The sequence below is a fragment of the Erythrobacter sp. genome, from assembly GCF_030066995.1.
Classification (GTDB): domain Bacteria; phylum Pseudomonadota; class Alphaproteobacteria; order Sphingomonadales; family Sphingomonadaceae; genus Erythrobacter.
In genome coordinates this window covers 115,606-140,927 of record NZ_JASJAP010000003.1, presented here as the reverse complement: position 1 = coordinate 140,927, position 25,322 = coordinate 115,606, and the positions used below count along the sequence as shown (strand labels likewise).

Sequence of the window (25,322 nt, the reverse complement as noted above, 5' to 3'; positions counted from 1 at the left end):
TCTCGACAAAGCGCGCAGCTATTCGTCGCTGAGACCCTTTTACACATCCCAGCGCTGACCTCGTCAGCGGATCGAGGCCCTAGCCGATCCTTCTTCCTACAGACTCAGAGCGGCAGCGGCCAGACAGGCAAGCCGCTGCCAGGCGTATAAGGGGCGCCTTTGGTGCCCAGTTCGCGTTCCAGCGCCTCGAGACGCAACTCGATATCGCGCATTTGCGCGAGCACCGCTGAAAACTCGGCCTTGGCGATCTCAAGCGCTCGTTTGTCAGAGCTCGTCACCGGCGATTGATGCGACCATCCCCACCCACGAATTTGTCCCACGCGTTGTGCGATGGAGAACGGCACCGGCTCGTTGCGGCTCGCCACCGTGTTGTCACCGTATATCGCTTCGCGAGCGTCATCGAGCAGGCTCTCGATCGCTTGCGCATCGGCACGCTGCGCGTCGTTCGGCTCGCTCAGCGCCTCGATCGCCACCTTGATGTGGTTCACGCGGTTCTGCAGCTCAGCGCCGACCACACCCACTGCCGACACAGCGCGCGCAAGATCTGCGGTTTCCTGCTGGAAGGCCAGAGTGACGGCGCGATCCTCGCTCAGTTCCGGACTGTTATCGAGTTCCTTAACGGTGAAAGTCTGCGGGCTCGAAAGCTGAGTCACCACGCCGTTGATCCGCTTGCCCATAGTCACCGTGTAGTCGCCGGGAAGCACGAGTGGTCCATCGGCCTCGCCATCGAAAATTGAGCGCGGAGGGCTTTCGAGCGTCACAGGGTCGGGCGCGGCGTAGCGCAGATTCCAGGCGACGCGGTGGAGGCCGGGTGTGTGCGGCGCCGTCATGCGGCGCACCACGTTTCCGCTGGCATCCGTGATGGTGAAGACAATGGCCGGCGGATCCTCTCGATCCTCCGCGCGCAGCGCGTCCCACGACGGATACGGAGTGTCCCCGCCCTCTTTTTCGATCTTGCGCTCACCCTTGCGGCGGGTTTGCGCACGGGTTTCGAGCCCATCGCGCAACGCATATGTGAACACCGCGCCAAAGGGCGGGTTTTCCGCAAACCAGAAATCATCCCCGTTGAAAGCCTGCGCGCTTCCACCGCCCCACAAATCGCCTTCAACATAAAGCCAGGGATCGCGCACCTCGAACAAGGTCGCCTCTTCATTTGCCACACTTTCGGCATCCGTGCGCAGCGGGGTGTAGTCATCAAGGATGTAGATCGAGCGCCCGAAGGTGCCGACCACCAGATCGTTCTCGCGCCGCTGGATCTCCAGATCACGCACCGCGATGGTCGGAAGGTTCGCTTTCAACCGGCTCCAACTGCCACCGCGATCCTGTGTGTAGAAAAGACCGTCTTCAGTCCCGACAAACAGCAAATCCGGATCCACGTGATCCTCGGCAATCGTATGCGCCGCGCCGCGCGGCGGCAAGTCACCCATGATTGGCTGCCACGACCGACCCCGGTCGGCTGTAAGGAAGACATAGGGTTTGTAGTCGCCGCGCTTGTGATTATCGAACACCGCGTAAGCGACGTCCGGCGAGTGCTGCGACGTTACGATGTCTTCAACCAATGTCATGTCGGGCACACCGCGAACCATTTCGCTGCGTCGCCAGGTGGCGCCGTTATCTTCTGTAACCGAGATCACACCGTCATCGGTCCCGACATAGATGAGGCCTTGGGCGAGCGGGCTTTCGCTGATCGAAATCGCGGCGCCAAAGATCGATGTTGAATCGTTCTTCGCGATGGCGTCGACGCTCCACACCCGGCCCATCACCGGCAGCGCGTTGCGATCAATTTGCCGGGTGAGGTCTGGACTGATCTTTTCCCACGTATTGCCGCGATCATTCGAGGCAAAAAGGTACTCAGCTGCGTAATAGATGCGATCCGGGTTGTGGGGGCTGATCAGGATCGGCGTGTTCCAGTTCCATTTGTATGCGGGTTCGCCCGGCTCTGGCTGAGGGGTAAGAAAGACGCGCTCCTGCGTGCGCCGGTCATAGCGTGCGAGACCACCATACTGGTATTGAGTGTAGACAATGTTGGGATCGCGAGGGTCGATCTGCGGCTTATAGCCATCGCCGCCGAGCACGATATGCCAGTCCGAATTCGTGATGCCATGCACGACAGTGGTGCGCGATGGACCGCACAACGAGTTGTTGTCCTGCGTTCCCCCGCACACATTGTAGAACGGTTCTGCGTTGTCAGGCTGGATGCGGTAGAACTGCACGATCGGCAGGTTGTCGACGTGACGCCAGCGCTGCCCGCCGTCCCAGCTTTCATAAACGCCACCATCGCCGCCCATGATCAGGTGCTTGGTGTTGGCCTCATCGATCCAAAGGGCATGGTCGTCGACATGACGCGCGGCGTTACTTAGGTCTGTGAAAGTCTTGCCACCGTCGCTTGACCGCTTTGAGAATGTGTCCAGCGAATACAGCGTGTCCGCATCCTTGGGATCGACCACAATCTCGTTGTAATATTGCGGGCTGGTGGTCTTGTGCTCGGAGCGTTTCTCCCAGCTTTGTCCGAAGTCGCTAGACCGGTAGACGCCCTGTTCCTCTGGCTGCCCCTCGATGATTGCATAGACAATGTCGGCATTGGAGGGGGCCATGGCGAGGCCAATACGCCCCATATCGTCGCTCGGCAGGCCAGCCGAGATCTTCGTCCAGTTTTCGCCACCGTCAGTTGTGCGATGGATGCCGGACCCCGGGCCTCCGTTGATTAACACCCATACGTGCCGACGGCGCTGATAGGATGAAGCAACGATCAGATCAGGATCGTCAGGATGGACCACGAACTCATTGATCCCCGTGTGCTCATCAATTTCGAGAACGCGTTCCCAGTTCGCGCCGCCGTCGGTCGTCTTGTAAAGGCCCCGATCGCCACCTTCGGACCATAAAGGCCCCTGCGCCGCGACAAGCACTGTGTTTGCATCCTTGGGATCAATCCAGATCTGGCTGATATGGCCCGATTCCTTCAGGCCCATATTAGTCCACGTCTTGCCACCATCGGTCGATTTGTAGACACCGTCACCGAAGGCAACCGAACGCTGGGCGTTGTTCTCGCCCGTACCCACCCATATGGTTTTCTCATCCGACGGTGCGATCTCGACCACACCTATCGCGTAGGAGCCCTCGCGATCGAAAAGCGGCGTCCAGGTCGCCCCCGCGTTTTCGGTGACCCACAATCCACCCGACGCTGTAGCGACGAGGTAGTGGTGGTGCCCACCAGAGAAAAACGCAAAGTCCGACACACGCCCCGATGGATAGGCCGGCCCGATCAGGCGCAATGGCAAGGAAGACAAAGCGCTTGCTTTTTCGTCATCGTCCGATTGCGCTGTCGCTGGTGCTACGAGCCCAAGCCCTAACGCAAGCGCGCCCGCCACCAAAGCCATACCCAAACGTTTCGGCCAACCGAACATGACTGGACTCCTCCCCTGCCCGCAGACATCAGCATCGAACCTTAGGGACAAAGAAGAATTTGGCAATTGGCGTTCATCGAACGCGCGTGGGGAGGCGAACCCGAGCGCCCAGATCAGATTTCTGCAAGCGACCCCGGCGCGCCATGCTCGACAGCCATTCGCTTGCGGGTGCGCAACTGTCCGCCCTTCTGAGTCACCCGGTCGAGCGTCTTGAACTCGGTCATCCAACGATCGCGCGTTACATCGCACATCACATAGCCGCGCTGCGAATTGAACCATTTCAAGCATTCATTTTCCGCCTGAATGGCCGCCGTCTGTGGGGACTGATCCTCTCCATCCCCGCGCGAGGAAATCGAGGTTGCAACAAATTCGGTCGCGAGCGGTCTCGCCTCTGGCCGCTTGCCATCAATGTGCAGTTCGCCAGCGTAGTTCTGATGCTCATCCCCGGTGAGGACGATCACGCTGTCGAGCTGCAGGTCTCTGATCGTTTCCAACATGCGCGTTCGCGGCGTGCGATAGCCGGCCCAGCTGTCCAGATTTTCGGTTCGCTCCGGCCCCGGCATACGATCGAGGTCCATCATCATGACTTGCTGCGCCAACACCTGCCAATGGCTCTCAGACCGGCCAAGCTTTTCACGAAGCCAACGCTCTTGCGTCGGCCCCAGGACCTGCGCACCTCTATCGTAAATCCCGTCGCACACGACGCCCCATCCATCATCACAGGGCTGATTGGTGCGATACTGACGGGTATCCAGCAAGTTGAGGTCGATCAAATCACCATAGCGCGCCTGCCGGAAAATCTGCATCGAATTGCCGAGCGGCATCGACGATGCGCGCAACGGCATATGCTCGTAATAAGCCTGCATCGCCATTTGCTGGCGAAGACGGAAAGCCGACAATGGCGTCTCGTCCTGATCCCGATCAGTTACCCAATTGTTGTCAATCTCATGATCATCCCACACTACAAACCATGGAGCGCTGGCGTGGGCGGCCTGCAGATCGACGTCCATCTTGTACTGCGCGTAGCGGCGTCGATAGTCCTCAATTGAATAGATCTCTTGTCCCACATGGGACCGGACGATCTCGGTCGGGCCTTCGCGAGAGTTTCGAATACGCCGGCCGCGATACTCATAAATGTAGTCGCCGTAGCAGAACACGAAATCCGCGTCCTCATCCGATAGATAGCGGTGAGCGGTGTAGTAGCCATCTTCGTAATTCTGGCATCCAGCGACGGCGAAGCGAACGCGCTCTATCGGTTGTCCGATGGCCGGCGTGGTGCGGCTGCGCCCAACGCCGCTGCGCTCGCGCCCGGACGCGAAACGATACCAGTAGGGTCGGTTTGGTTCGAGGCCGGCGACCTCAACGTGAACGGCATGACCAAGCTCTGGCCGCGCGATCGCTTCACCGCTGGCAACGATTTCCTGCATTCGCTCATCGCTCGACACCTGCCAGGTTACCTCGACGGGTGCCGCCGGCATGCCATAGCCGATCTCGAAAGGGTCGGGCGCGAGCCGGGTCCAGATAACGAAACCGTCGGGCGTGGGTTCTCCGGAGGCGATCCCCAACTGAAACGGGTACCGGCTAAACAGAGGGTAGGCGATCGCACGCGCGCTCGAGAACAACGACAATCCAGCGATGGCCGAGGATCCAATGGTCTTGAGTGCATAGCGGCGGTTCCACTCGAGCCGCTTTGAGCGAATGTCTTTCATCCAGTTGTGTCCTCTTGCCCAGGGTAATGCGGCGTATGAGCCACGTTTGGTGCAGCCTAATGGATTATGAGATCGCGTCTCGATCGGATCGCGTGTTTTCTTGCATGGCGTCGCCCGCGTACGATCCTATCCTAGACCGATGTCGGTAAGTCCAGCGCGCGATAGCAATCCGTTGTCAAGCCGTCCGTAAGTCTCGGCGTCAAGTGCTCTTCGGAAACAATAACGATACAACCGAACCGATTCCGCGCCATGAAAGAGAGAAAATTGCGCAAGGTCGGCGGAAACCTTGCAGCATTTCTTTCTTTCACTAACCATGACGCCTACAAGTTAGGCAGGGTGGCTAAATCTCCAATGTTGAAGGGCGAGACTGGGGATGAATCGGGGGAATGCTGATGACTCGTGCGAGAATAGCGACGGACTTCCTTTACGCGCTGACTTTGGCCGAATTAAGCGGACCAGGATCGGGGCGCATTATATGGCAGGAGTAAAGTCGTCGCATGGCCGCGCAACGCCAGCCACTTAACGCTCAGATTCTGGGGAGACAGCGAGGCTCGGTGCGGCGCACTGTTCAACTCACTACGTCTGTAAGCACCACATCCGAAGCGGGCCGGGCGCTGATCCATGACCTGTCGGAGACTGGGCTGAGGCTGGAGACGACGAGCGCGCTTGAACAAGGGGAAACCCTCATTGTCGAATTACCCTTCGTCGGTGTAACGGAAGCGAGCGTAGTTTGGAGTAAAGATAATTCCTACGGATGCGAGTTCTTGACTCCTGTTTCCAAAGCAGCCGTCAGCGCCGCGCTGCTCAAATCTCGCGCAATGCCTGGCGCTCCGACCAGCGAGACGAAGGTCGAAGAAGTCCCGATAGGAGTTAATCCGTCGCTGGAAGAGATTGCTGCCTGGGGCGTTGAGTTCGAACGAACCAGAGGCGCCGTCGGTTTTCGGCTGCTCGGCTTCCGCAAGTCGCCGGAAGGGCTGATCAGCGCAATGGTCGTCCGCGAAGACTAGCCTGTGCGTTGGGTAACCAAGCTTGGACAGTCGTGTTCTCATTGGCCCGTCGGCTGAAGAACCAGGTTTTGCCCTGATCTAGACGACACGAACGTGACAAGGGAACACGTAAGCGAGAGGTTCACCACCAAACTCTAGGCGTGTTACCCTTGTTACCTTGTCGGCTAGCCGACCGCCCTGGTCACGCTCGTCACCTACGAAGTCGGCGTGGATGCAGGCCCGCCCCATACTCACCACTACGGGCGCACCCAGAAGAAACCGGCGCAAGGGAGACCAGTGGGAGAGGGGAACGGACCCTCGCCTTGCAATCGGTATTCCGCCTCTAGGAGCAGGTTCTCCACTGAGGCGAACCACCCTAAGCAAGCGATCAGCTCGCGGCCACCACCTCAGGCGCAACATCCGGACTTGCATCGTCCGCTCCGTTCGCAGCGATCAGCTCCGCCTGTTTTAGCTCTATCCCGTTTTTGACGGCCCAGATAGCGGCCTGCGTGCGGTTCTGAGCTCCCAGCTTGCGCAGAATGGCTTTGACATGAACTTTGACCGTAGCCTCACTGATATCCAGATGGCCCGCAATCACCTTGTTGGGTGAGCCCAGGATAAGGAAGCGCAGCGTCTCGATCTCTCTTTCGGACAAAAGCGAAACCACTTCGCGCTCCGACATGGAGGGGGCCATCTTGCCCGACCAACGCGAAGGGAAACCCTTGGCCAGTTCACTGGGCATGACTTTTTCGCCCAGATGAACCAGACGCAGAGAACCAATCAGGGCCTCGCAATCGATCCGCTTAACGATGTAAGCGTCTACGCCACTCTTGAACGCTTCGAACATTAGATCGAAGTTGAAATCATTGCTGAGCACAACAATCTTGGAACTCGGCAATGAGCGCTGCGAAGCTTCGACCTCGGCGCAGATTTCTTCGTCATCGCCAACATCAAGGATGACGATCTCAGGATTGCCAACCCGCTCCTCCAAACTGGCTAGAGCGCAACTTGATGCGTGTGATTCCACAACGGTGAATTCATCACCTTCGAGAATACGCCGTAATCCTTCCCGTGCGAGAGCGTTATCGCTCACGATAGCAATTGACACGGATGATCGAGTATTCATTTGCACAGTCCCCCCTTTGAGCGGTTCGCCTACGACCCAGAAGTTATGTGCCGTTAGACGTTAGGCGATTCTGCGCCGCCCATTCCATCCAACGAACCTTCGTACTTTCGTGCTATGTTAGATCAGAAGATTAACTGCAACGGCCACGATTCGTCGAGTCCAAAAGCTGGACACTTCGCAATTAAAGTGTTGCGTTGCGGAATCGAGCCTTAGGTAGTTTCGCGTAGCAGTATGAAGCCTTCGGCCGAAGAACGATAAACGGTTGAACCCCTTAGCGTTGCAAGAGCTTCGATGGTCTTGAGAGACCTCTCATCGGGGAAGTCCTTAACCTGACTTTTAAAGCATGCGAACGCCTTGAGCTTGCGATCCAGGGTTGCTCCGATGTCGAAAAAAACGTTCGGCGCGAAGGTCTCGGTTACACCCGGAGCGGCCCAATTGGTCTCCGAAAGCGTCTCATAAGCATAGATCCGTTGGGGTACCTTGAGACTTCTCGGCCGCGCAGCCACTAAGCCGGCCGTGAAAATCAACTGATGATCTCGATGAATGTCCCCGACAAACGGCAGAAACAGAGTGTCGGGCGACACCTCTTGCACCAGCCCCCCGATCGCCGCGTTCAGCTCCGAACCCGGCAGCGTATCGAGGGCAGCCGCGGGTAAATCGAGGAAATGACACTTGGTAACGCCCAATATCCTATGCGCCTCGACAAGTTCCGCGCGCACCGTCTGCACCAATTCATCCGAGAAGGCGGGCTCGTATCCACGAGTCACAATCGCGACGTGAACGTCCTGCCCGGCATCAGCGAGACGCGCGATGGTCCCCCCACACCCGAGAACTTCATCATCGGGGTGCGGGGCGACAATGAGCGATGTGCCAAGATGGGTGAGGCCGCTCATATCTAGCGTCCAAGGACCGGGTGATTGCGAACTGACGCGATCTCGTCGCTCTCCCACTCCTCGACAATCAGCAGCCCCTCGCCAGTGATCACATTAAACCCTTTCTCCGACACTTCGACCACCTGTCCAGCGACACCGTGATGGTCATGCTCGTTGACGTAGTGCGCGGACCAGATGGTTAGTCGTTTGCCATTCAGCACTGTGTAGGCGCCCGGATACGGCTTTGATACCGCTCTGATGAGTCGATCAATGTCCCTGGCAGAGGAATTCCAGTTGATTTGCCCATCCTCGGGCCGTCTCCGCGCTGCAAAAGTCGCGCAGGCCTCGTCCTGGATTTCCCTCGGCGGAGCGCTGGATGCAAGCGAGACAAGCGAGGCGCGAACCATCGAACTGAGCGCCTCCATGTGCTTGTCATAAAGCGTGCGCGCCGTCTCTCGCGGCGCGACATGGAAAAAGCGCTGTTCCAGGATATCGCCGGTGTCGACCCCGCCGTCCATCCAGAACAAGGTCGCCCCTGTAATCTTCTCATCATTCAGGATGGTCCATGGCAAGACCGCCCTCCCCCGCATCCGAGGCAGAGGCGCTGGGTGGTAACCAATCACCCGTCCGGGGGTGAGTTGCATGAATTCATCGCCGCATATCTGCGACCAGCCAACCACGAAAATGTAGTCGGGCGCCGCTTGCCTGACGGCCTCAATCGCATCGGGCTCGTTGATGTTCCTGACATGGACCACCGGGACACCATGTTGCTCTGCAATGGGCGCAAGCGCCACGAAGTCGGAATGCCGCCGAGACAACTCTTCGTTCAGGGTTGCCACCAGGCACGGGGGGCACCCGGCTTCGATCATCGCGCGCAAGGCGCACAATGAGCTCTCGACCGCTCCGACGAGTGCAACCCTCATGGCTTCACACGGCCCCTTGGGCGCGGCTGGGCCGGGACTTTGCCACCGCGCTTTCATTTGCGACTGCCTGGTTGCGAGCTGAATTGTCGCGATCCAGCCCCATCTCCTTCAACAGGAAGGCGTTGACCTTTCGCACATCGTAGACCGTCTCGGCGAGGTGACGAGAACGCAGACTCATCTGTTTGGTCAGCTCCGCATCTGCAACCAGTTTACCCATCGCATTGGCCAGACTCTTTGCGTCTCGAGGCGGCACCAGAAACCCGTTATGACCATCCGTAACCGCGTCGCGGCAACCCGGAGTATCGGTGGTGATGATCGCGCGCCCGACAGCAAGAGCTTCAAGTATGGTCCGAGGGAGCCCCTCGCGATAATAGGTCGGAAGCACGAACGCGTGGCCTGTTGCAAGAAAGCCAGGCACATCATCGGTTTCGGGAATCAGTTCGACCGGAAATTCTCTCTGGAGCCTCTTCAGGTCGGATTCGCCCAAGCCCGTGGGATTGCTGGGCTCTGGACGGCCAATCAGGCTAAAGCGGACCCCCGGATTCTCGGAGGCAATCATGGCCGCCGCCTCGGCGTATTCCCACACCCCCTTGTCACGCATAAGTCGGCCAATCATCAAAAAGTGCATTGGGCCTTGGGGAAGGTCGGCGAATACAAACCTCTCAAGATCGACGCCGGAGCCGGGGACTTCGACCACCGGGGAGGATTGATCCACTATTGCGGCTTCGATCATGTCCGCACGGTCGTCCGAGTTGAAGACGAATATCTTGTCCGCGCGCCGCAACCCCGAACGATACAAACGGCAAAACACAGACTTCAGCAGCCGCCGCCCTGACGCGGCTTCGCTGAACAAATAGCCGAGGCCCGACATAAGAGCATAATATCGCTTCACACCACAAATGCGGCTCGCAAGGCCACCATAGATGATCGGTTTCTGCGTGTAGGCGACAACGGCGTCAGGCTTCTCTTCACGAAACAGTCTGACGTAAGCCCAAATGGTCCTGAGGTCGGCGAACGCGTTTGTACCAGTTCGAGCCATCGGCACTGTTCGGAAGCCGACGCCGATCGAATCGAGTTTAGCGCGAACCTTTGGATCATCGTCGGGCGCGACGGCGACAACATCGTGCCCGGCCTTGCGCATTTCCTCCAGCAGTCTGCCTCGAAAATTGATCAAGGAAAACGCCAGACTTGAGAGCACCATTACTTTCAAGGTCGGTCTCCACCCCATCGCGTGCTTGTTCGATACATCACGTTGCAGCAGTGCCCTGTCTGGCGTCAAAATGAAAATTGTATTCGGTCGAATAGGCAAAAGATGCACATCAGCAAACATGGATAATGCCGCAGTTGAGAGGTTGGAAAACGCCCCCCCTTTAGGAGACCGGCGGTGATATCCTTTTGAGCCATCGCCTCCCCACTTGGAGAGCGTTACCCAGAAGTAAGCCCTTTAGGCTAATGCCTTGATGCGCAAGTGCACTTAGTGCTGGCGCAAGGTATCCCCCCTCGAAGTTCGCAGAGTTCCGCTCAATCCAGGGGGAAAAGACTAAGCGATGGTGCAGGCTATCACGGACACCGCAGACAACGGCGCAACAGCCGCCACTGAGGAGACCGAAGACTATGTAGTCGATCGTTCGGGTCGCCTCACTCGGCTGTCGCGCTTCCTCGCCGCGCGCCTTGGGATTGTACCTGCGTTCCAATGGAAGAAGTTCATCCGTCTTGCCGGTGTGATGACGCTCGACTTCGCGGCTATTGCCGGTGCGTTGTTCCTGCTGCTCCCCTTGCTCCAGGAGAGAGTCGAGACCCGCTCTGAGCTGATCAGCCTCCCCTTGTTCGTCATCGGAGCGTGCGGCGTCGCCGTTGCGCTCCTGTTCCTGAGCGGGCTCTATCGACGCAACTGGCGCTTTACGTCGCTGTCGGATTGCTTCGTGTTGGGACTGAATATCGCGATAGTGCTCGGCGCACTATGGGGTGCGATCTGGTTTATGACGGAGACGTTCGATCAGTCCCAATTCACCCTTCTCGCAATTCTGCACTTCTGTCTCTCCTTCCTGATCATGCAGGTGATGCGGCTGTCTCGTCGCGCAGCGGTTCGGCTTCCTTTCTTTTCGCTGAGCCGCGACACTACCCCCGTCGACCTCGCCAACAGGGAAAAGGTGGTACTGGTCGGTCGGGCGGACTGGGTCGAATCGGTGATCCGGATAACCCGCTCCGATAGAAACACATCGATCGGTGTGGTGGGAGTTCTTCTTCCCGAGGCGGATGGTCCGATTTCGCAAGTTCGGGGCGTTCCGGTTCTTGGATTTCCCGAAAATCTTCTGTCCGCAGTTCTTGCTCTTGAGGAGCGCGACCGTCGCCCCGACACGATCATTCTGTGCGACGACGCTGTCAACTTAAGCCCCCGCGACATCGCCTCGATCACTCGCCGAACGCGCGATCTGGGAATCAAGATTGTCCGCGTCGGGGATGACTGGGGCCATCTGCTCGGACGCCCTGCCCGGTCCGGATTGGATAAGCTCTCGACGACTGAACTGCTTGGAAGGCGAGAGTTCGAATTGCGCGAAGCTGCTATCTCGCAGCAGGTCGCCGGGGAGACGATCCTCGTGACCGGCGCCGGCGGGACCATTGGGGGCGAACTGGCCAGACAGCTCGCAAACTTCAAGCCGGGCAAGCTCGTCTTGTTGGACCATAGTGAGTTCAACCTCTACACGATTGAACGCCAGATCAGAGAGGCCCATCCCGAATTGCCGCTCGGCATCGCGCTTTGCGACGTGCGCAATTTCGATGAAATCAGACGCGTGTTCGAACGCCAACAACCCGCGATCGTGTATCACGCCGCAGCGATCAAGCATGTTCCTATCGCCGAGGCAAACCCTTGCGCTGCGGCTTTCACCAATGTGATCGGAACGAAGAACGTAGCGGACGCCGTATGCGAGTTCGGCGCTCGAGCGATGGTCCAAGTCAGCACAGACAAAGCTGTTAACCCCGTCGGCATCATGGGGGCGAGCAAACGCGTAGGCGAATTATACGCCCAGTCGCTCGATCTTTGCGGGGTCGATGATCCGGACGCTCCGCGCTTTATGACCACGCGTTTTGGCAACGTTCTAGGCTCGTCGGGCTCGGTAGTGCCTCTGTTCAAGAGTCAGTTGCTGGCCGGTGGTCCGCTGACCGTCACTCACCCCGAGATAAAGCGGTTCTTCATGACGGTGCGCGAGTCGGTTCAGCTTATCCTCGAAAGCAGCTCGCGCGCGCTCCAGGACGGCACACCCCGCGGTCGCATTATGGTGCTCGACATGGGGGAACCGGTCAAAATCGTTGATCTCGCCAAGCGCATGATCCGTCTCCACGGCTTTGAGCCGGACGTGGATATGGAGATCAAATTCACAGGTCTGCGACCGGGTGAGAAACTCTATGAGGAGTTGTTCGACAGTTGCGAAGTGCAAGAGCCGTCGTCGATTCCTGGCATTTTTGAGGCCCAGTCGCACCCCATTCCACTGCCGCTCATCACACGTGCAATCGAAGAAATCGGAATTGAGATCGAGAAAGGAAACGACGGTGATGTCCGGCGCATTACGCATCACCTGACGAGCCTACCGAGCACTTCCCCTACGCTTGCCGGTTTCGTGGCGAACTCGAAGAATATCTGGGGCCGCAAGTTTCGCACAGTTGAGGAAGTCTGATTTCATTATGCAGATCACGGACACAGCCGAGCCCGGGCGGACCATCGAACCCAACCCTGCTCTTTCGACGGCCTCGCTCTGGCCAAGACACGAGAGCGACGAGATAGAGGCCGTAACCAAGGTGCTTGAGTCTGGCAAGGTAAACGCGTTGGTTCACGGCACCCAGAACCGTGCGTTTGAGGCCGAATTCGCCAGCTATATCGGTACCCCCTTCGCAATTGCGGTCAGCAACGGGACCGTATCGATCGAATTAGCCCTTCGAGCCCTTGGGATCGGCCCGGGCGACGAAGTGATCGTCCCGGCGCGCAGCTTCTTTGCCACGACCAGCGCGGTGGTCGCTGTCGGCGCGTTGCCAGTTTTTGCTGATGTTGAAGTCGACACTCAGAATATCGACCCTGCCTCGGTCGAGCGCCTGATTGGAAAAGAAACACGGGCAATTGTCTGCGTCCATCTCGCGGGCCAACCTTGCGACATGAAACGACTGTGCGAGATTGCAGCAAAGAACGATCTTCGCCTGATCGAAGATTGCGCTCAAGCCCATGGCGCAAGCTTTGATGGCCAGCGGGTCGGTTCTTTCGGTGATGCTGGCTCCTTTTCCTTCTGCACGGACAAGATCATGTCGACCGGTGGCGAAGGCGGAATGCTGACTGTGCGAGACGAAAAGGTATGGCGCGCGGCCTGGGCCTACAAGGATCATGGCAAGGATCCGGTCCGCCTGCGCGAACCTTCGCTCTCGGCACCCGGTGAGTTCCGCTACCTGCATGACGAGTTCGGCAGCAACTTCCGAATGACCGAAATGCAGGCTGCGATCGGACGAAAGCAGCTGGCAAAACTGGATCGCTGGGTCGCTCGCCGTCAAAAAAACGCAGAGGCTCTCCTTACTGAAGCGTGCAAAGCACAAGCCGTAAGGCCGATGCGCCTTCCCGATCCCGCTCGTCATGCCTATTACAAGGCCTACGCGCGCCTTGATCTCGAGCGCCTCCCCACAAGCGTTTCTCGCCCAGACATAATCGCGGCCCTGATGGCTGAAGGCATTACCTGCGGTAGCGGCGCATGCCCTGACATGAGCCGAGAGGCGGCCTTTGATGCGATGGATGTCAGGCGCGATGGCGATCTGCCGAACGCCCGCCGTCTCGCAAGGGAAACAATCATGTTTCAGGTCGATCACACCCTTTCTGCCGAACAGACCGCCTATGTCGGGCGCCGTCTAGCCGACATCGTGAACCGGTATTCGAGCGGCTCATGAAAGTGATGCGAAGTGGTCTCCGATTCTTGTCCGGCCATAGCCCCATGGTGCAACACAGGACAGGGAGTCGGCGGACGATCTGACCAAATAGAGCTTGTGTATCTTGCCGAGCGACCTCGGCTCATTAGAGTAGACATGACGAAGGGGGGACACCCATGATCACGTTCCATAGACGTTTTGCAGTTCTTGCGGCTGCGACTTGCCTTGCTGTCACGGGAGGATGCTCGACCGGGATGGGCGACCTTCCCCCGCTCGAAAGCACGGGGGCCGTAGAGGTGAAGCTTGCGCCGGGCGATAAGGTCAGCATCGTGGTTCAGGATCTCGATACGATGTCGGGCGAATACATCATTGATGAAACGGGCTCTGTCTCGCTTCCCCTTGTAGACCGGGTCGATGCCGCCGGGCTGTCTTATGTCGAGATGCAAAGAGCGATAGCCGCGCAATTGGTTGCGGCCGATGTTTTGAAAAACCCGAATGTAACGGTTCAGCCTCTCGAGCTGCGACCGATCTACATCATGGGTGAGGTTCGACGACCAGGCGAGTATGCGTTTCGCCAGGGCTTGACCGTTTTCGCGGCGGTTTCGATGGCTGGTGGCTACACTTACCGTGCGCGAACCGATGAGGTCGCCGTCACCCGGATCGTTAATGATCAGCCAACCACGGCGGTCGCCACAGAGGACAGCGTCATCCTTCCAGGTGATCGTATCCGCGTCTATGAGCGCTGGTTCTGATGCGCATAATAAAAGTTCGCCCCCACATCGGCGCGGCCCTCGCGTTTGGGGCGCTCGCGTGCTCCCCGACAGGTGCTCTTGCGCAGACGAGCATCGCGCCTCTCGTCGCGGGAGAAGACCCGGAGTATGAGCCCGATCCGCTGACGGTGGGCCCGTTTCGACTCTCACCGCAAATCGTCGCCACCACCGTTTATGACGACAACGTTATCGCCAATCCGGACGGCGCTGAAATCGAGGATGTCGAATTCATCGTGCGCCCGGAGATGGTCGCACGCCTCGGCGACAGGAATATCGGCTTCACTCTTGAGGGTTACGGCGAATTCTCACGATTTGCCGACTTCACGAGTGAAGATTCGGACACATACGGTGTCAGCGGAGATTTCTCTTACAGTCCGAGTGTAAGCAGCCGTCTGAACGTCGGCGCCGGCTACGCTCGAATAAAAGAGGACCGTGGTGATCCCGAAGCGCGCGACATTGCGGGGCCAGGGCCTCGGCTCGTTGATAGCACTTTCGCGAACGTGAGCTATCGGCGCGCAGGTGGCCGCCTTCTCGTCGCTCTTGAAGCGGGCTACGATAACTTGGATGCCATATCGCCGATCGACGATGATCGAGACTTCGAAACCTTCGCAGGCCGCGCGACCGCAGGGTACAGGGTCAGCGGTCCAGTCTACGCCACTGTAACCGGGTTCGTTAACTATAGAGACTTCAGACTTGAAGGCACCCTGGTCAATCCGGATAGGGATGCAACAACCTATGGTGGCCAAGTGGGGCTGAGTTTCGTTGAAAGTGAACGCCTGACGGGCCGAGCCCGGCTTGGTCTATTCCGCTTTGAACCAAATGATCCGACGCTGGATGCACGGACAGGGTTCTCCGCCGACGTCTCGCTCACCTACCTTCCAACGCGCCGAACAGCTTTGATCTTTGAAGCGTTCAATGGTGACGTGGCGACCTTTCGCCAAGGTGCGATCGCCCGCACGGACACTCGGGTTTCGTTGACGGGACAATTCGAAGTTCGGCATAACCTTTACGCCCGCGCTGGCGGTCGATGGATCCGGAACCGCTTTGTCGGGAGTGGCATCGATGAGAGAATTCTGCGCTCAAACGCGGCGCTGGAGTTTCTTGCCGGCAGAGGGCTATCGTTCGTCGCCGAGGTCCAGGTCTCTGACCGAACGAGTGACGACCCCACGCAAGTGTTCGACAGGTTTCAAGCAAGCCTGGGAGCGCGTTTCCGCTTCTAGCGGTCTGTCGAACCCCCATTGAGGAGGTCTTCGTAGACCTCGACTACTGTCGACACATGGCGTGCCTCGCTAAACCGCTCTCTTGCGGAGCGAGCAGCGTGGTCTAGCATCGACTGAGTCTTTTGCGGCTCGGACAAAACAGCCTCTACCCCATTGGCCAATGCCCTCGCGCTTTCCGGTTCGACAAGCACTCCGCAGTCATCGGCAAGCGCCTCTTCGTTACCACCGGAGCGCGTCGCCACCACGGGCGTTTTCACCAGCATCGCTTCCACGAGTGTCCGGCCGAGAGGTTCGCCGAACGCCGGCACGATAAGCTGGTCGCAACTTGCGATCCATTCGTGGCCAGGTGAGCAAAATCCCATGAGCCGAACCGCGTCTTCCATGCCCGTTGTCCTTATATGCTCCCGTAATGCGGCGTCCATTTCGGGCACAACCGCCTCGCCAAACATCAGGCCATAGACCGGTCGGTCAAGCCGTGCGCGAAGCTCTGCGATCACATCAACGAAGAGAAACGGTCTCTTTCGAGGGATGAAGCTGCCGAAGTAACCGAGGAGAAGGGAATCGCTTGGAAGCCCGGCAAGCTTTAGCACCCTCTCACGTGCCTCGGCCCGGTTTGCAGTGCTTGAGGTATCAAAAGGGCTGAAGACAACCTGCGCTTTATGCGCGGCGCTCCAAAATCGACCCTTTGGGAGAGAAAAACTCGATACGGTAAGAACTTTGCTGGCCAGTAAGGGCGCTAAGAGACGAAGACCCAGCGCCTTGGGATCGGCTCTGTGGTGCCAGATTAAAGGGATGCCCGCGAGACGAGCCGCAAGCGCCCAGGACGCGTGGGTCCGCCCATCGTTTGTATGAACCAAGCGAACGTCATTCTCACGAAGGAAGCGAATTCTTGCAGGCAATCCAGCAAAGGTTCGCATGAAATTCGCTACGCTAAATTTCTCCCCGGGCGTGAAGGCGACGCGCGGCTTGCCAGGGTCCTCGCACTGCTCGAACGCGGAGAATAGGTCGGCGATCTTGCCAGTGGTATCCTCGGGAACGATCAGCACACGATATCGGGCGGGATCGAGATTCTTTAGGAGACCAAAAAGGGATAAGTGGCTGCCGCCCACGCTATCGCCAGCGAAAGGGTAGCAGATCGTGGCTGGCTGAGACTGCTCAGCGCCTCGCTCTGACGCGGCGATAGCGGTAGCTAGATCGAACGCCTTCACGCCCCTGCGCCCCCGCGCAAGGCGACTTCGCGAAAGGAAAGGAACTCCTCGAAGTTCGAGATACCGTTTGCATCGGCATCTTCCCACATATCGGTCACCCGCGGATCGGCTCCGTGCGCGATTTCCCAATTATCATCCATGCCGTCCTCGTCCGCGTCATCATAGGCCTTGCCCGCCGCAATCGCAGGGAGGGATCCGGGCTCGTTCACGATCCGACCGCTCCGGTCTCGGACGTCGCGGACCACACGCTCATCGATCGCATCGCGTGGCCACGCCCCGGCGGTTTCGAGGACACTTTCATACGCCTTTTCAGCCGCGACAGGCGTTACCGTCATCGGACAGTCCGGCTTTTCTATCAGGACGGCTTTTGCCGATTTCGTCACGTGATTGAATGTTCCCACAAACTGGTTATCCCAGAGATAAATCCGCGCCTTGCCGCGCGAACCGGTTCGAATCCGAGTGACGCCTTGCGAGCGGACGCTTGAATCCGGGCCTTTCACGAAGGTGTTCCCCGCAATAGCGACCGGGGTTCCGCCATAGCTCTCCCAAACCTCCGCAAACTCAGATTGGGCGTTGTACAGCACATTGTTGACCACTTCGATGCACGATCCCGGTGGGAAATTGATGTCCGGATTGCGATCGCCGTTGTGAGCGCACAGATTGCCGACAAAGCTCACATTTTGACGATCTATGGGGTCGCTACCAAGCAGTGCGCATTTGTCATGTCGGGGGATGCCATAGGCGAAAATAGAGTTGCTGATCGTAATGCGATCGTTATCACCATAGCCATTGACCAACTCATCGCTCGCCCAACTTCCGCTGACATGATCGAGAATGACGTCGGTGCTGTTCTCGATCGTGAAGGCGTCGTCGCTTTCGCGATTAGCGCTCAGGCGGTCCAGACGCACACGCACATGACGCACAATAACATCGTGCGTGTTTTTGATCACGATGGGAGTGTGCGCAAAGACGCCGCCCGAGTGCGTGATTAAGACGCCGCCCCCCGGAGCGGTCTGGCCAGCAATCGTGAGATAGGGATTCTTGATTATGGGAGGCTCAGTGGTGAAGCGGAAGACTCCCCCAATTCGAAAGACGCACACGCGCTTTCCAGTCGCAACAAGGCAGTTGCGGAGCGAACCGGGACCGGAGTTATCGCGATTGGTGACGTATATTATTTCGCCGCCTTGGCCTCCCTGAGCGCCCGCGCCGTGACCAACCGCCACCGGAAAGGCTTTATGTCCCGGTATTGGCTTCGCATCGCCTGGCGACTGCGCAATCACTTCTTCAGTGCATTGCGGGACAGCAAGGCTTGAGCTCAGCAATAGCGACATCGCAGTCGCCGAAACCGTCCTTGTAACGCTTTTCCTCATGCTTCCGGCCTCTTTGGAGTGCGATAAGAACAGCGCCGATGCAGCGAGACACATGAATCGACATCAAAAACGAGCGGGCGGGATGTGCCGGTGCTGATAGCCTTGTTGCTGTTACGCTGTTTCAGGAAAAAGATTTCGAAGACAGCTTCCCCAGCGGTTTCCAACGTTCTCGTATAGAGTGTCAAAGCGTTGCAGAGGGGAGAACACCGAGCAAGCTATCTTTGGTATATCCCGTCCACTCATTCCTGTGGGCACATTATAGCCCCAATGCGCAGGAAACTGGACTGATAAACCGTTGTCGAGACGCCACCCTTCTTGCAGGGTGCAACTAGAATGAGCGATCAAACCAATCTCCACGACGTGTCGGATGCGGCAACCTTGCAAGACCCATCGCTCGCCGGCCAAGCCTGGGCGCAGAGCGCTGTCGGCAATGAGCCCCTGAATGGCATCGGTGATCGCGCCAGACCCACGCCGCGGTTCGTAAGAGCCGCGTTGATGATCGCCATTTTCTTTTGCGGCTGGTCGCTCTTCAAGCTGCCGCAGATAAATCTGACCGTGAGCGATGTCGTTCTATCGGTAGTCATGGTCACCATGCTTCTGCGAGGCGATGTCAACGCCCGACCATTCGAGAAACTGACGGTTTTCTGGCTGCTTGGTCTGGGTTTGATGCTTCTGGGACTGCTGATAGGCTCTGTCGATAGCGGCAGCGTCGATCGGTGGCTGATTGTTGGAGCCCAGTACCTGTTCGCGTTCCTTCTCCTGCCCATGCTTTTGATGGGCCAACAAAATTCGCTCACGCGGACGCTGCCTGCGCTGTTCGTAATTGGGATCGCGGTATCTCAGTTGATCGGAATCTCTGCCAGCCTGCTCCTCGAATACTCTGTGACGAAGGAATTTCTCGGCCCCGACTTTGTGACCGGCAATGGCAGAGTTGGCGCAATGTCGGGGGAACCCAATGCGAACGGCGCTATGATTGCTTTCGCGCTCCCGATGCTTTTGTACTGCCTTCGTCGCGGTATCATTCCACTGGGCATCGGCATTCTTTGTGGCGCTCTGCTCGTCTGGGGCTTGCTTGCTAGCGGCTCGTTCACCGGTTTCTGCGCCTCAGTGGCCAGCGTGGGGATCTACATTGCGGTTTCGGGCCTGGGGACATTCCTGAGAGCTTCGGTCGTCGCCGTGATCGCTTCATCGTTGTACCTTGTTTCCGGTCTCCCTCTTCCCTCGGCGTTTGAGGAGCGGGTTTTTGCTGCCTTGTCGACGGGCAATCTCAATCAGGCTGGCACATTCAGCGACCGCTCAGACCTAATTGCAGAAGCTTGGCAAATGACGGATGACAACATCATCGTGGGTCTTGGCGTCGACCAGTTCCGCGTGGTCAGCTCACACGGAGCGCCGGTGCATGAGACCCATCTGCTCATCTGGAATGAAGGCGGCGTTTTGGCCTTCATCGGCCTATTGCTCATCGTGTTGACGATGATCGTGGCGGCGATGGTCGCGATTTCGCGAAACCGCACTGATGGAGCGATGATCTTGGCGGTCGTCGCGGTCTTCAATGTCTACACCTTTGCCATCCCTCACATGTACACGAGGGCGTGGATCCTGCCGGTCCTGCTGGCAATGAGCGCATGTTTCGCCGTTCACGCGGCATCCAATCGCATCTGGCGGGACACGTGGCAGTGATCGCGGCAAGTCAGGCCTGAGGACGATCTGCAGTGGAAAGCGGAAACACAATCCTACGCTCCCGGCTCGCAAGCATCGCGCACCTCATGAGCGGGAGCATGGCGGTCGCGGCGATGATGGCCCTCAGCACGGTTGTCGCCGCCCGGGCGCTTGGTCCCGAGGCGTATGGTATCCTTGCTCTCGTGCTCACAGTTGGCCGAATTTGCGAGCGCCTCATTCGCTTTGAGAGTTGGCAAGCCCTTATTCGTTTCGGCACCCAGACTGATACTGAGGATGACCCCGAAAAACTGGGCCGGCTGTTTCTACTCGGTTTGATGCTTGATTTCGCCTGCGCATGGTTTGCCGCCGCCTTGATGCTAGTCGGAGGATACTTTCTTCTTCCCTTCATCGGGCTCGACCCATCACACTTCGTCTTGCTGGCGATATTTGCCCCAGCGATCGCGTTCAACATCCGCGGAGTTCCGACAGCAGCGCTGCGCATGGCCGGACAGTTTAGACTGCTCGCCTATTTTGGTCTTTTCTCAGCCACCTTGCGCCTCGCGCTCGCGGCGCTCGCTTGGTCTCTGGGAGCCGAACTGGCGGTTTTTCTGGCCGTGTGGACGCTTGCGCAGCTGATCGACGTTGTCGTGTTCGCCGTTCTGGCAGCACGCGCGTTGAATAGCCTTGGCGTCGCCAATCCCATAAGCGCGGGAACAAGCGGAATTCTGCAACAATTTCCTGAGTTTATGAGATTTGCGTGGTCCACGAACGCGTCGAGCGCTTTGCGCACGTTGACCCAGGAAGCGGACACTTTGATGGTCGGGGCGCTTGCGGGCCCGACTTCGGCCGGTTTCTATCACATTGCCAAGCGCTTCGCGAAGGTTGCCCAGCAGATTGGCCAGCATGTTCAGGCGGTGATCTATCCCGACCTCTCTCGTATGTGGGCGAGAAAGAACTTCGACACGGTCCGCACGGTGAAAACCAAGGTCCAATTGGCTCTGATATCGATTGGACTGGCGATTGTCTTTGTTACATGGGCGGCGGGCGCGCTGGGGGTTGAGTGGCTGTTTGGAGATGAGTTCAGCACCGTCTATCCACTACTGCTGACACAGCTCATCGCCGTTACCTTGATCCTCGTCGGAGCGCCAGCACGCTCGACAATGCTCGCCATGAACCGGCCAGGAACTGTTCTGATCATCTCCGCGATCGCGACACTCGCCTTCTTCGCAACAGCGTACATCCTCATACCTGATGCCGGGGCCATCGGCGCCAACTACGCGCATATCGCCTTCTCAGCCGTGACGTTTATTGCGCTCGAGATTACCTTCCGGTCTGCCTACGGGACCTACGAAAGACGAGAGGCGCCAGCATGACGCTCCCCGAGACACAGGAGCAATGGTCAAGTCTGGCTAAGCACAGCCTGGGCCCCGTCGTTGGCAATGTGTTGCGCTTGGACGCGTTCTATCAGCGGTTTGGTCTACGGCCCTCTTCAGTCCACCCCGCGTTACCAGATCTGGGTCCGCTGTTGCGGTGGGCTCTTTAGTTTGAACGGGAGGAGCAGTCGATGCGCGTTTGCTCAATCATCAACAGTCTTACAACCGGCGGCGCCGAGGTCTTGGTTTCCGCCTTATCGGCTGAGTTCGCAAGGCTAGGCGATCGAGCGCTTGTCGTCGCGCTCTGCGACGCGGAAACTGTTGGCAATTCCGCCGAAACCGAGGCGCGGATGGCAGAGCAGATCCGTTCCGTAGGAGCGGATTTCCTCTCGCTGGGGCTTTCGTCACGCCGCAACCCCCTGATGGGGGCCATAAAACTGCGCGCAGCGCTGCGCGGGTTCGAACCCGATATCATCCATTGCCACACCGTTCGCGCACTGCCCATGGCGACAATCGGACTGCGCGCAATACCCACGGTGCTCACCCACCACAACACACACATTCCTTTTCCAACTTGGCTCTTCAAAGTGTTCGATCAGATGACCCAAGGATATGTGGCCATCGGCGCGGAAGTTGAGGAGATACTGCGCCGCCATGCCAGCGGCAAAATTGTCCGCATTCCAAACGCTGCGAACCGATCGTTCACCGCGGGGGTGCCCCGCACCCTGGCACAAGGGGTAAAATCGATCCTGTCCGTCGGGACCATCAGCGAGCAGAAGAATTACAGACTGATCCTTGATGTCGCGTCGGCGCTCAAAGCCGCTCGATCAATCGACCCGCTGCCCGTCTTCCGAATCGCAGGAGGTGGTGCCGATCTTCAAAAGTTGAGGGCGCAGACAAAAGAGCGAGCCCTTGATGATATTGTCGAATTTCTCGGCGAGAGGTCAGATGTCCCGAAGCTGATGCAGGAAAGTGACCTCTATCTGAATGTCTCTCTGTTCGAAGGGATGCCCCTGACCCTTCTTGAGGCAATGGCGAGTGGATTGCCAATTGTGGCAACTGATGTCCCTGGGAACCGCGAATTGGTTCACGACAACGAAAACGGCAAAAAACCGCCCCTTGGTGACGCCAACGCCATCGCACAAAGCGTTTGCGAAGTACTCGAGGATCCCGATTTACATCGAAAGCTCTCAGTTGGTTCTCTTGAGAAAAGCCGCGAGTTCTCGATCGATCGAACAGCCTCGAAACATCGGATCCTTTACAAAGAATTGGCCGATCAGAATCGCGACCGCTCATGGTATCCACCAAAAGAGGTAGCCGAAAGAGAGCCCAGCACTCCGCAATAGCCTTTTACGGCCAGACTTACCTTGCTCTATTACCATGCCACAAAATCTCGTGGTTTCAGCACCGGAAACACGGCAAGCAACGGAGAACAGCGGTGAACGATATTGCCCTTGATCAGTCGAGAGAGGGCTTCCCCACTCAGCGGCCGGCGCCGCTAACCCCCCGTTATCAGCCGGTCGAGGCGGAGCCTTCATCAGATCAATTCGGGCTTGTGGACCTCATTCGCACGTTCGAGCGCCACAAAGTTCTGGTGCTGTCCATCATCGCACTCGTAACACTTGGAACTCTGGTGTGGCAATTGACATCGCCCAGTCTTTATCGGTCCACCGCCAATATCAAAGTTGAGCTCATCGATGAAACGGGAACAAACCAAGCCGACGTGCTTGCCCGCAATTCGCAACGTCTTGCCAACGAAAGCAAGCTCTATCGCTCGCGCAATTCGGCTCAGATGGTCGTCGAGAGCCTCGGCCTTCTGAACGATCCTGATTTTCTTGATGAAATGGGCGGCGCGCCTGGTGGCGATGAAAGCAAGCGGATGACCGCCGCGATTTCAACCGTGCTTGATATGACTCGTGTCGAGTCCGAAGATGGTTCGGACCTGATCGAACTGGCCGCCATCTCTCGTTCGCCCGAGCTTGCGGCGCGAATTGCGAACTCCTTTCCCGAAGCGGTTCGTGATCTAAAGCGCGCGCGCGACGCCGGACGGCGCGAGGAGCTCCTTGCAGAGTTGAGCACGGAACGCGACGCTCGCATGCAACGCGCGGTGGAAGCAGCCGAAGAGCTGGCCGAGTTTCGTGTAAAGAACCGGATGCTGGTCGGCGCTGGCGGCGCCGAAGACCTTGCGCAGATAAACCGGATCGCGAGTGAAGCTGCATCGGCAAGCGCGATGGGTTCGGGCTCGGCAGCGCAGAGCGCGGGTATCGCGAGCGCCGCGAGTATCAATTCAACGGCCGGAGCGACCTCCGCAGCTGTGCAGCAGCTTCAACGTCAAGAGGCGCAACTCAGCGCAGAACTCGCCCGACTCTCACAGACGTATGGAAGTGGCTATCCCGAACTCGCTCGGGTCGAAAGCGAACTGCAGAACGTTCGCTCAAATCTCGCGCGCGAGGAAGAAGCCGCCCGCCGCGCAGCTCAGGATCAGGCGAATGCCGAAGCGGCCCGAATGCGCCAGATGGCGCAAGCCGATGCCGCGCGCGACGCCGCGCGCGCAAGCCAGCTTCAGTCGGTCGTGGCTTCCCTGACATCGAGAGCCTACCAGAACGCGGCCAACACGCCGCTCTTGCAAGAGTTGGAACGGGAAGCGCAAACAACAGCGGCGGCGGTCGCCGAGATCGGCGATCAAATCACGCAAGTGCAATCCGAGAAACTGGTCGAAGGGGTTTCCTCGAACATTATCTCACCTGCCACTCCGAACGGGGAACGCATCTCACCCTCGCCTCTGAAGACGACGATCGTAGCCATGCTGGGCGCCGGCATTCTGGCCGTAATGGTGGCCTTCATGATCGACGTACTCGACGATCGGCTGCGGACGGTGGCGCAGATCCGGAAATATTTCGCTCTGCCGGTGTTTGGCATGTTGCCGGACATGTCTGGCGGTATCTCCTCCAAGCTGCGCGAATCCCCCGTTTTCGGAGAACCGCAATCGCTATTCGCTGAGGTCGCGCGATCGATATACGCCGAGACCAGAGCGCTCATGCCGCTGAACCAGTCTCAAAGCGTCCTTATCACCTCTCCTTTGCCGGGAGATGGAAAGTCGGTGATTGCCCTCACGATCGCGGCGGCTGCCGTCGCTATGGGGAAAAAGGCCGTGATCCTCGATCTGGACCTGAGGCGCTCGGGTATCCTTCAGAAAATCCAGAAGGATATTGACGCACCAGAGCTCATGGATCTGGTGCGAGGAAATGTCGATCTCCACGCTCTGCTCGCTCCGCCGAGCGAGGAAGACAACGGTGAGGCCGAAACAAGCATGGACCTCGCGTTTCATGACAACGCCGAAGACATGCTGTCGCGCTTCATGCTGTTCAGCGCGTCGCAACCGGTTGCAGAGCCGGCCGCCGTCTTGAGTTCTTCGAGGTTCCGCCAGCTAGTCATTGAATTGAAATCACGTTTTGATCTGGTTGTGGTGAACGCTCCAGCCACTTTGGCAGTCCGGGACGCCCGATCCATGACCGATTACACTGACGATACCCTTGTTGTGGCCAAATGGGGTGATACGACCATCGAACAGATGCGCGCCACGCTTGAATTGCTTGGTTCAAGCAATGTTGCGGGCTGTATTTACAATCAGGTCGACTACGCCGAGCACGCTCGCCGAAAATACGGGGACTCGATCCAGTTCTACTTCGAAGCCTCGGACTACTTCGAAGGCGACTTCCCAGGAAAGCTAACGCTGCGAGAGCAATTCGTGCGCTTCTTCCGGGGTCGATCCTATCATAAGAGCTCCGCTCTCTAACCAAACG

Annotated in this window: 17 protein-coding genes; 9 read left to right on the top strand and 8 right to left on the bottom strand. The window is 58.2% G+C overall.

Annotated features, from left to right (window positions below):
• Positions 1–104: 104 nt before the first annotated feature.
• Both QNI87_RS09205 and QNI87_RS09200 read right to left on the bottom strand, forming a co-directional pair.
• Positions 105–3,404: a glycosyl hydrolase gene (locus QNI87_RS09205; protein WP_300595919.1), complete on the bottom strand. Its 3,300-nt coding sequence runs from the start codon at positions 3,402–3,404 to the stop codon at positions 105–107.
• 113 nt (positions 3,405–3,517) lie between these two features.
• Positions 3,518–5,113, bottom strand: a complete 1,596-nt coding sequence (locus QNI87_RS09200) for an alkaline phosphatase D family protein (protein ID WP_300595918.1) — start codon at positions 5,111–5,113, stop codon at positions 3,518–3,520.
• A 497-nt stretch (positions 5,114–5,610) separates the two neighbouring features.
• Here QNI87_RS09200 and QNI87_RS09195 point away from each other — a divergent pair, with 497 nt between their 5' ends.
• Entirely contained in the window at positions 5,611–6,120 is a 510-nt protein-coding gene (locus QNI87_RS09195; RefSeq protein WP_300595917.1) for a PilZ domain-containing protein, read from the top strand.
• Positions 6,121–6,487: 367 nt separating this feature from the next.
• On the opposite strand, the gene QNI87_RS09190 is transcribed toward QNI87_RS09195, so the two are convergent.
• The 4 genes from QNI87_RS09190 to QNI87_RS09175 all read right to left on the bottom strand — a co-directional run bounded on the left by QNI87_RS09190 (position 6,488) and on the right by QNI87_RS09175 (position 10,221).
• Positions 6,488–7,192, bottom strand: a complete 705-nt coding sequence (locus QNI87_RS09190; RefSeq protein WP_300595916.1) for a response regulator transcription factor — start codon at positions 7,190–7,192, stop codon at positions 6,488–6,490.
• 242 nt (positions 7,193–7,434) lie between these two features.
• On the bottom strand, positions 7,435–8,118 hold the full coding sequence (locus tag QNI87_RS09185) for a PIG-L deacetylase family protein (RefSeq protein WP_300595915.1): 684 nt from the start codon (positions 8,116–8,118) through the stop codon (positions 7,435–7,437).
• 2 nt (positions 8,119–8,120) lie between these two features.
• A complete protein-coding gene (locus QNI87_RS09180; RefSeq protein ID WP_300595914.1) occupies positions 8,121–9,020 on the bottom strand; it encodes a formyltransferase family protein in 900 nt (299 codons plus the stop codon).
• Between the two features lie 4 nt (positions 9,021–9,024).
• Positions 9,025–10,221 (bottom strand): glycosyltransferase family 4 protein, encoded by a 1,197-nt coding sequence (locus tag QNI87_RS09175; protein ID WP_300596098.1) that lies wholly within the window; start codon positions 10,219–10,221, stop codon positions 9,025–9,027.
• Between the two features lie 346 nt (positions 10,222–10,567).
• Between QNI87_RS09175 and QNI87_RS09170 the strand changes: the two genes are divergently transcribed.
• The 4 genes from QNI87_RS09170 (at position 10,568) to QNI87_RS09155 (ending at position 15,909) form a co-directional block, all read left to right on the top strand.
• Positions 10,568–12,694 (top strand): polysaccharide biosynthesis protein, encoded by a 2,127-nt coding sequence (locus QNI87_RS09170; RefSeq protein ID WP_300595912.1) that lies wholly within the window; start codon positions 10,568–10,570, stop codon positions 12,692–12,694.
• Between the two features lie 7 nt (positions 12,695–12,701).
• Complete coding sequence (locus QNI87_RS09165; RefSeq protein ID WP_300595911.1) at positions 12,702–13,940, top strand: DegT/DnrJ/EryC1/StrS family aminotransferase; 1,239 nt, start codon at positions 12,702–12,704, stop codon at positions 13,938–13,940.
• A 155-nt stretch (positions 13,941–14,095) separates the two neighbouring features.
• Positions 14,096–14,671 (top strand): polysaccharide biosynthesis/export family protein, encoded by a 576-nt coding sequence (locus tag QNI87_RS09160; protein ID WP_300595910.1) that lies wholly within the window; start codon positions 14,096–14,098, stop codon positions 14,669–14,671.
• Positions 14,671–15,909 (top strand): outer membrane beta-barrel protein, encoded by a 1,239-nt coding sequence (locus QNI87_RS09155; RefSeq protein WP_300595909.1) that lies wholly within the window; start codon positions 14,671–14,673, stop codon positions 15,907–15,909. Before QNI87_RS09160 ends, QNI87_RS09155 begins: the two co-directional genes overlap by 1 nt.
• Here QNI87_RS09155 and QNI87_RS09150 read toward each other — a convergent pair.
• Complete coding sequence (locus QNI87_RS09150; protein WP_300595908.1) at positions 15,906–17,117, bottom strand: glycosyltransferase family 4 protein; 1,212 nt, start codon at positions 17,115–17,117, stop codon at positions 15,906–15,908. The genes QNI87_RS09155 and QNI87_RS09150 overlap by 4 nt on opposite strands.
• Positions 17,114–18,487, bottom strand: a complete 1,374-nt coding sequence (locus tag QNI87_RS09145) for a pectate lyase (protein ID WP_300595907.1) — start codon at positions 18,485–18,487, stop codon at positions 17,114–17,116. The genes QNI87_RS09150 and QNI87_RS09145 overlap by 4 nt, the downstream gene beginning before the upstream one ends.
• A 333-nt stretch (positions 18,488–18,820) precedes the next feature.
• On the opposite strand from QNI87_RS09145, the gene QNI87_RS09140 reads away from it, so the two are divergent.
• The 4 genes from QNI87_RS09140 (at position 18,821) to QNI87_RS09125 (ending at position 25,315) form a co-directional block, all read left to right on the top strand.
• Positions 18,821–20,167 carry a hypothetical protein gene (locus tag QNI87_RS09140; protein ID WP_300595906.1) on the top strand — a complete coding sequence of 449 codons (1,347 nt, stop codon included), beginning with the start codon at positions 18,821–18,823 and terminating at the stop codon, positions 20,165–20,167.
• 32 nt (positions 20,168–20,199) lie between these two features.
• Positions 20,200–21,519, top strand: a complete 1,320-nt coding sequence (locus QNI87_RS09135) for a lipopolysaccharide biosynthesis protein (protein ID WP_300595905.1) — start codon at positions 20,200–20,202, stop codon at positions 21,517–21,519.
• 191 nt (positions 21,520–21,710) lie between these two features.
• Entirely contained in the window at positions 21,711–22,865 is a 1,155-nt protein-coding gene (locus tag QNI87_RS09130; RefSeq protein WP_300595904.1) for a glycosyltransferase family 4 protein, read from the top strand.
• Positions 22,866–22,957: 92 nt separating this feature from the next.
• Positions 22,958–25,315, top strand: coding sequence for a tyrosine-protein kinase domain-containing protein (locus QNI87_RS09125; protein ID WP_300595903.1), 2,358 nt, complete (start codon positions 22,958–22,960; stop codon positions 25,313–25,315).
• Positions 25,316–25,322: the final 7 nt, after the last annotated feature.

Excerpts from the sequence above, each read along its gene's own strand:
- QNI87_RS09205 (WP_300595919.1), bottom strand. The coding sequence starts at position 3,404 with ATGTTCGGTTGGCCGAAACGTTTGGGTATGGCTTTGGTGGCGGGCGCG.
- QNI87_RS09160 (WP_300595910.1), top strand. The coding sequence starts at position 14,096 with ATGATCACGTTCCATAGACGTTTTGCAGTTCTTGCGGCTGCGACTTGC.
- QNI87_RS09170 (WP_300595912.1), top strand. The coding sequence starts at position 10,568 with ATGGTGCAGGCTATCACGGACACCGCAGACAACGGCGCAACAGCCGCC.
- QNI87_RS09155 (WP_300595909.1), top strand. The coding sequence starts at position 14,671 with ATGCGCATAATAAAAGTTCGCCCCCACATCGGCGCGGCCCTCGCGTTT.
- QNI87_RS09165 (WP_300595911.1), top strand. The coding sequence starts at position 12,702 with ATGCAGATCACGGACACAGCCGAGCCCGGGCGGACCATCGAACCCAAC.
- QNI87_RS09175 (WP_300596098.1), bottom strand. The coding sequence starts at position 10,221 with ATGGTGCTCTCAAGTCTGGCGTTTTCCTTGATCAATTTTCGAGGCAGA.
- QNI87_RS09140 (WP_300595906.1), top strand. The coding sequence starts at position 18,821 with ATGAGCGATCAAACCAATCTCCACGACGTGTCGGATGCGGCAACCTTG.
- QNI87_RS09145 (WP_300595907.1), bottom strand. The coding sequence starts at position 18,487 with ATGAGGAAAAGCGTTACAAGGACGGTTTCGGCGACTGCGATGTCGCTA.
- QNI87_RS09185 (WP_300595915.1), bottom strand. The coding sequence starts at position 8,118 with ATGAGCGGCCTCACCCATCTTGGCACATCGCTCATTGTCGCCCCGCAC.
- QNI87_RS09200 (WP_300595918.1), bottom strand. The coding sequence starts at position 5,113 with ATGAAAGACATTCGCTCAAAGCGGCTCGAGTGGAACCGCCGCTATGCA.
- QNI87_RS09195 (WP_300595917.1), top strand. The coding sequence starts at position 5,611 with ATGGCCGCGCAACGCCAGCCACTTAACGCTCAGATTCTGGGGAGACAG.
- QNI87_RS09180 (WP_300595914.1), bottom strand. The coding sequence starts at position 9,020 with ATGAGGGTTGCACTCGTCGGAGCGGTCGAGAGCTCATTGTGCGCCTTG.
- QNI87_RS09130 (WP_300595904.1), top strand. The coding sequence starts at position 21,711 with ATGCGCGTTTGCTCAATCATCAACAGTCTTACAACCGGCGGCGCCGAG.